Origin of the sequence: Pseudoneobacillus rhizosphaerae (assembly GCF_917563885.1) — a bacterium.
GTDB classification, from domain to species: domain Bacteria; phylum Bacillota; class Bacilli; order Bacillales; family Cytobacillaceae; genus Pseudoneobacillus; species Pseudoneobacillus rhizosphaerae.
This window is the reverse complement of record NZ_CAKJTG010000056.1, coordinates 1-6,678: the sequence shown is the minus strand read 5'-3', so window position 1 is coordinate 6,678 and position 6,678 is coordinate 1. Positions and strand designations below refer to the sequence as shown.

Annotated in this window: 6 protein-coding genes; 1 reads left to right on the top strand and 5 read right to left on the bottom strand. The window is 36.4% G+C overall.

Going from position 1 to position 6,678, the window contains the following annotated elements:
* The first annotated feature begins 306 nt into the window (after positions 1-306).
* A complete protein-coding gene (locus tag LRP83_RS23015) occupies positions 307-492 on the top strand; it encodes a hypothetical protein (protein WP_230499168.1) in 186 nt (61 codons plus the stop codon).
* A 202-nt stretch (positions 493-694) separates the two neighbouring features.
* Here LRP83_RS23015 and LRP83_RS23010 read toward each other — a convergent pair whose 3' ends face one another.
* The 5 genes from LRP83_RS23010 to LRP83_RS22990 form a co-directional block, all read right to left on the bottom strand.
* Positions 695-1,630, bottom strand: a complete 936-nt coding sequence (locus LRP83_RS23010; RefSeq protein ID WP_230499167.1) for an ABC transporter ATP-binding protein — start codon at positions 1,628-1,630, stop codon at positions 695-697.
* Position 1,631: 1 nt separating this feature from the next.
* Positions 1,632-2,699, bottom strand: coding sequence for an ABC transporter ATP-binding protein (locus LRP83_RS23005; protein WP_230499166.1), 1,068 nt, complete (start codon positions 2,697-2,699; stop codon positions 1,632-1,634).
* An 11-nt stretch (positions 2,700-2,710) separates the two neighbouring features.
* The gene (locus LRP83_RS23000) at positions 2,711-3,628 is read right to left on the bottom strand and encodes an ABC transporter permease (RefSeq protein WP_230499165.1); all 918 of its coding nucleotides are present in this window, start codon (positions 3,626-3,628) and stop codon (positions 2,711-2,713) included.
* 2 nt (positions 3,629-3,630) lie between these two features.
* The gene (locus LRP83_RS22995; RefSeq protein WP_230499164.1) at positions 3,631-4,566 is read right to left on the bottom strand and encodes an ABC transporter permease; all 936 of its coding nucleotides are present in this window, start codon (positions 4,564-4,566) and stop codon (positions 3,631-3,633) included.
* A gap of 106 nt (positions 4,567-4,672) precedes the next feature.
* Entirely contained in the window at positions 4,673-6,310 is a 1,638-nt protein-coding gene (locus LRP83_RS22990; RefSeq protein WP_230499163.1) for a peptide ABC transporter substrate-binding protein, read from the bottom strand.
* Between the last annotated feature and the right edge of the window lie 368 nt (positions 6,311-6,678).

The following is a 6,678-nucleotide window of genomic DNA, read 5'->3' as shown; positions in this document are numbered from 1 at the left end:
TGATACATTTCGTTCTATTTTAGGGAATATTCGTCCGGAGGAAGTAGGCTTACCAGCAAATTTATTATATTTTTTTTTATGTATTTTTACTTCTTACTATTCTCAATTAAAACATTAAAATGAAAACGCTTTCTATTTTTTTATTGTAAATACTATTAGTTCAATCTAATCTTCATAAATAATTCCGATTCAATTCGAGAATAATTGCATTTTCCTCTTTCTTTAAGTTGAAAGTTCTTTTACAATAAAGAAAGGGATGTTATTATTAACTATTCTGCCTAGCAGGATAATGGAGGTTTGGTTTGAATGTTTGAATACATAACTGATTTAACTATCGTTGCACTTGTTATTATTGGACTAACAGCCTTTATGGGAGTCATCCCAAATGCTATTGGCCAAAAAGTATTTGGTGGTAAAAATAAATCTGAGTTTGTAGAAAAATCAGCTAGTGTGCAAACTGGCTGGAAATATGTTGGTGGCCGTAAGAAATAAGTTTTACTTTCATATCTTAAATATACAAACAAAGAAAACTAACCTATAAGGTTAGTTTTTTTCATTTGGCTATGTTAATGAAGTTTGTTGAAAATTCTAATCTCACATTGTTTAGGGCACGCGAGGATTTTCTGCGTTTACATAACCGTTTTCCCAATTAAAAAACTCCACAAAAAAACGATCGCAAAGGATCGTTTTTTTGTTATTTAATATAGGCATTTTTATATTGCTTGAATTCCTTTTCAGAGCAATAGACAAAATGTCCTGGTGCTACTTCTCTCATTTCAACCTTTTCATTATCCTCATAGTTATGAACACTCGGGTCATAAGATACTCTTTTTCTAGTCCGCTCAGATTCTGGGTCTGGCAGTGGAATAGCAGATAATAATGATTGCGTATATGGATGTAACGGGTTTTTATACAATGTATCAGCTGGTGCTAGCTCGACTAGCTTTCCAAAATACATTACCCCAATTCGGTCACTAATGTACTTAACCATCGATAGATCATGAGCAATGAATAAGTAGGTTAAACCTTTTTCATTCTGCAGCTTTTTCAACAAGTTAACTACCTGTGCTTGAATAGAAACGTCTAGCGCAGAGATAGGTTCATCCGCAATGATAAATTCTGGCTGTACAGCTAAAGCGCGCGCAATACCGATACGTTGTCTTTGACCGCCAGAAAACTCATGTGGATATCTGTTTGCATGCTCTTTATTTAATCCAACTGTTTTTAACAAATCATAAACCTGCTCCATCCGTTCTTGCTTCGTTTTTGCAAGTCCATGGATATCAATACCTTCGGCAATGATATCTGCTACAGTCATACGTGGATTTAAGGAAGCGTAAGGGTCTTGAAAAATCATTTGCATTTTACGATTGAACTTTTTAAGCTCACTGACATTCTTTTTACCATGAACATCTTCGCCGTTAAACAAGACTTGGCCATCTGTTGCATCATAAAGACGAATGATAGTTCTACCAGTAGTTGACTTACCACATCCTGATTCTCCAACAAGCCCTAACGTTTCACCTTTATAAATATCAAACGTAACACCATCAACCGCCTTAACTAGGTTGGGTTTTCCAACATTAAAATGTTGTTTTAGATTTTTAATCTCTAATAATTTTTCTGCCATATTATTTACCTCCCTTTACTAATACAGGCTTATCAAAAGTGGAGGATAGTTTACGCATTCTTCTTTTTACTGCGTCTGGTGGCTCGACAGCTGGAGCATCAGGATGCAATAACCATGTCTTTGCAAAATGCGTTTCAGAAATTTGGAATAATGGTGGTTCTTCTTCAAAATCGATTTGCATTGCATATGGATTTCTGGCAGCAAACGCATCCCCTTTTGGAGGGTTAGTTAAATCCGGAGGGGTTCCAGGAATTGCAGCTAGTTCAGATTTATCATCATTTTCTAAGCTAGGCATGGAAGCAAGTAATCCCCAGGTATATGGATGGCGTGGGTCATAGAATATTTCATCTACTGTTCCCGTTTCCACAATTTGACCACCGTACATAACTGCTACACGATCAGCAACATTTGCTACTACCCCAAGATCATGAGTAATAAAGATAATAGAAGTATTCATTTTCGATTGCAAATCTTTCATCAATTCTAAAATTTGCGCTTGTATCGTAACATCCAATGCTGTGGTTGGTTCATCTGCGATTAATAGCTTGGGATTAGCTGCAAGGGCAATCGCAATCATTGCACGCTGTCTCATCCCACCTGAAAATTCATGTGGATATTGATTCACACGCCGCTCTGGCATTGGGATTCCAACTAAACGAAGCATTTCAATTGCACGTTCTTTAGCAGAAGAAGTTGACATATTTTGATGCTTAATTAAACCCTCCATAATTTGACGGCCAATTTTCATCGTTGGGTTTAAAGATGTCATTGGATCTTGGAATATCATGCTTATTTCTTTTCCACGAACCTTCTCCATTTGTTTATCTGATAATGGAACAATATCTTTACCTTCAAATAGGATCTGTCCACTTTTAATTTTACCAGGTGGCATTGGAATTAACTTCATGATTGTTTGAGTCGTAACGGATTTACCTGATCCAGACTCTCCAACGATTGCTAATGTTTCACCCTTATATAAATCAAAGTTTACATTACGAACAGCTTGAACCTCTCCCCCATACGTTTGGAATGAGACAGATAAATCTTTGACTTCTAGTATTTTTTCCATATTCTCACTCCTTATTTACGTAGTCGTGGGTCTAATGCATCCCGTAAACCGTCTCCAATTACGTTAAAGGCAAAAATCGTCAATGCGATAAAAGTAGCCGGGAAGAATAAACGCCATGGATAATATTTTAATGCTGGCAGTCCATCAGAAGCCATAGTCCCCCAACTTGCAAGCGGAGGTGTTAATCCTAATCCTAAGAAACTAAGGAAAGCTTCAGTGAAGATTGCCGCTGGTACAGTTAGAGTCATCGTTACTAAAATTGGACCCATTGTGTTTGGAATTAGATGTTTCCCCATAATTCTAGTTAAACCCGCACCCAATGTTCTAGATGCTAGTACATATTCTTGGTTTTTCAGTGATAAAACCTGTCCACGCACAATTCGTGACATATTGATCCAGCCAGTAATCGTCATGGCCAAAATCATCGTACCTAGACTTTGTCCTAACACAACCATTAATAAAATAACGAGTAGCAAATAAGGAACACCATATAAAATGTCGGCAGTTCTCATCATAAACTCGTCGACACGTCCACCTTTGAAACCGGAGATACCACCCCAAAGTACACCGATGGTAAAATCAATAAGAGCCGCTAATACCCCGATAGCTAGGGAAATACGAGCTCCCTCCCATGTACGTGTAAATACATCACGTCCAAGGTCATCTGTTCCAAACCAATGTTCTGAAGATGGTGCTTTATTTGTATTCATTAAATCATTTTTTGCATAATCATATTCGGTCATATATGGCCCAAAAATAGCAAAAAAGACTAATAAAACTAAAAGAACGATCCCAAACATGGCAAGCTTATTTTTACGAAAACGGATCGATACATCTTTCCAAAAAGAAAGACTTGGTTTCTCTATCTTTTCAGAATTAATACCTTCGTTTCCGACAATTTGAAATTTATCTTTAGATATCTGTTGCATATTTACTCTCCTTTCTTCCCGCCGGCTATTTTGATACGTGGATCAATCAAACCGTAAGCTATGTCGACTAGAAGAATAGAAACTAATAGGATAATACTATAGAACACAGTAACACCCATAATTACCGTATAGTCACGGTTAGAAATGGACGTAACAAAATGCGATCCAAGTCCAGGAATCCCAAATATTCTTTCAATTACGAAACTTCCTGTAATGATACCAGCAGATAAAGGCCCCATGTATGATACAACAGGTAATAACGCATTTCGAATCGCATGTTTTACCGTGATAACACCTTTACTTAAACCTTTGGATTTTGCCGTACGAATATAGTCATTTGCTAATACTTCAAGCATACTTGACCTTGTTAACCGGGCAATAAATGCCATTGGTGAGGCCGCAAGAGCTAAGGAAGGTAAAATAGTATGCATAAATGAATCCCAACGAGCTACCGGTAACAGTCCCCATTTAATGGCGAAGAAATATTGTAAGACGGTGGCCATAATAAAAGAAGGTACAGAAATACCAAGTACGGCTATTATCATTGCTCCGTAATCTTGCCACTTATTGTGATATAAAGCTGCAATAATTCCAAGGATGAGTCCTAATGCTAAAGCAATTAGAATGGCTTGCGCCCCTAACGCCAAGGAAACAGGAAAACCTTCACTTATAAGATCGTTTACCGTTCTTGTTTTATATTTAAAGGATGGACCGAAATCCCATTGAGCAATTCGGAGTAAATAATCCCCATATTGCGCATACCATGGGTCATTCAAACCAAAATGTTCATTTAGTGCAGCTTCTATTTCAGGCGGCAACTTTTTTTCTGATGTAAAAGGGTTTCCTGGTGCTAAACGCATGAGGAAAAATGTTGCTGTTACAATTAAATATAAAGACACAACCATATAAATCAAACGTCTAGTAATGTATTTCGCCATATGCACACCTCCAATTGTTAGTAAATTGCGAAAAGTCCCACTCAATAATCAAGGTATATGAGCATGCGCCCATATACCTTATTATCATTCTTATTCAGTTCAAAGCTTATTCAAAATGAGCCCATTTTAATTGAACATCACCAAGACCAGAAACTACAACATCTTTTAAGTTTTCATTTTCTACCCATACGTTTGTATAGAAGTAGATAGGAGCTACAGGCATTTCATCCATGAAAATTGCCTCAGCATCTTTTAACATTTGCATACGAGCATCTGGATCAGTTTCTTTTTGTGAATCTGCAAGTAATTGCTTGAATTCTGCATTTTCCCAGAATGTATCGTTGTTTCCGCCATTTTTCTCACGGAATAATTCTAAGAAGTTGATTGGGTCATTGAAGTCACCTAACCAGCCCATACGACCAACCATGTAGTCACCTTTGTGTAACTTGTCGATATATACAGCCCACTCAGCGTTATCAAGAGTTACATTAACACCAAGGTCGTTTTTCCACATATCTTGAACTGCTTGAGCAATTTTTTGATGTGCTTCACTTGTATTATAAGAAAGTGTAATATTAGGCAATTCTGAAGCGTCTTTTAATCCCATTTCATCTAAACCAGCTTGTAAAAATTCTTTTGCTTTTGCAAGATCAGCATCAGCAAAATATCCTTGCTCATTTTCAGGTATCATTGATGGAGGAACAGCTGCCATTGCTGGGATTTGTCCACCTTGTGTAATATTTTCAACGATAGCTTTACGGTTAATTGAATAAGATAAAGCTTTACGTATGTTTTTGTTGTTTAATGGTGGTACTTCCGTTTGGAATTTATACCAGTAAGTACCAGCGATTGGTTTAACAATTAAGTCACCAGATTCTTTCAATTGTGGCAATGCATCTGTTGGAAGTGTTCCGAATGGTGAACCTGCACGATCTAATTCACCGTTGTCATACATTGATAACTCAGTGTTAGGGTCGTTAATCATATACATTTCGATTTTTTCTAATTTTACAGCTTCTGCATCCCAATAATCTGCGTTCTTTTCAAGAACGATTTTATCTTGGTGTGACCATTCAGTCATTTTGAAAGGACCGTTTGATACATAGTTTTCGCCAGCTTCAGTGTGCCAGTTTGCATCTGCAGTAGCTACTTTGTGATTAACTGGGTAGTAAGTGTAGAAAGCAGTTAATTCTAAGAAATAAGGAGTTGGGTTTTCTAATGTTACTTCTAAAGTTTTTTCATCGATTGCTTTTACTCCAAGAGTATCAGCAGCTCCTTTACCTTCATTAATAGCTTGAGCGCCTTTAACGTAGTAAAGTTGGTAAGCGTAAGATGCTTGGTTAGCTGGGTCTAGAGCCCATTTCCATGCATAAACGAAGTCTTCAGCAACTACTGGATCTCCGTTTGTCCATTTTGCATCTCTTAAAGTAAACGTGTAAGTCTTTAAATCATCAGAAACTTGTACATCTTCTGCCATTGCATTTTCAGGCTTACCGTCTTTACCACCACGTGTTAAACCTTCAAATGTTTGTAATAATACTCCACCTGAAGTTGAATCACTAGCTAATCCTGGGTGTAGTGCAGGTGGTTCAGAGTTAATATTTACTCGTAACTCTTGAGGTACGTTTGATTCTTTATTGCCCTCGTTTTTTGTGCCACTGCCGCTGTCTTTACCAGCACAAGCTGCTAAAAACATGCTTAATACTAGTAACATGCTAAAAAAGATTGAAAATCTTTTCTTCATTTTGGTTTACCCCCTAAATTTTCTCCTACAAAGGATCTTTACATTTTTACATTTCCCAAAAACACATTTGTACATCCACAATATATTAATGGAATAGTCAGACTTCTTTAGGTAAAATGATATACTAATATAGTATTATACCTTTTCTATTAGCCTGCTTCCAATATTAATCTATTGTGTAAAAAGTTAGAAACTTCTAACTTTTACTAACATAACCTTAGATGTATTCATGTTATTTTCGATTAAATGTTACAAACTTCGTAAAGATTCATTTGTTAGGTTTATTATAAATAGTTAGAAAAATTAATGCAAGTCCGATTTTACATATGACAGCTAATATTTTAATATATTAATATTAAGAATACTTA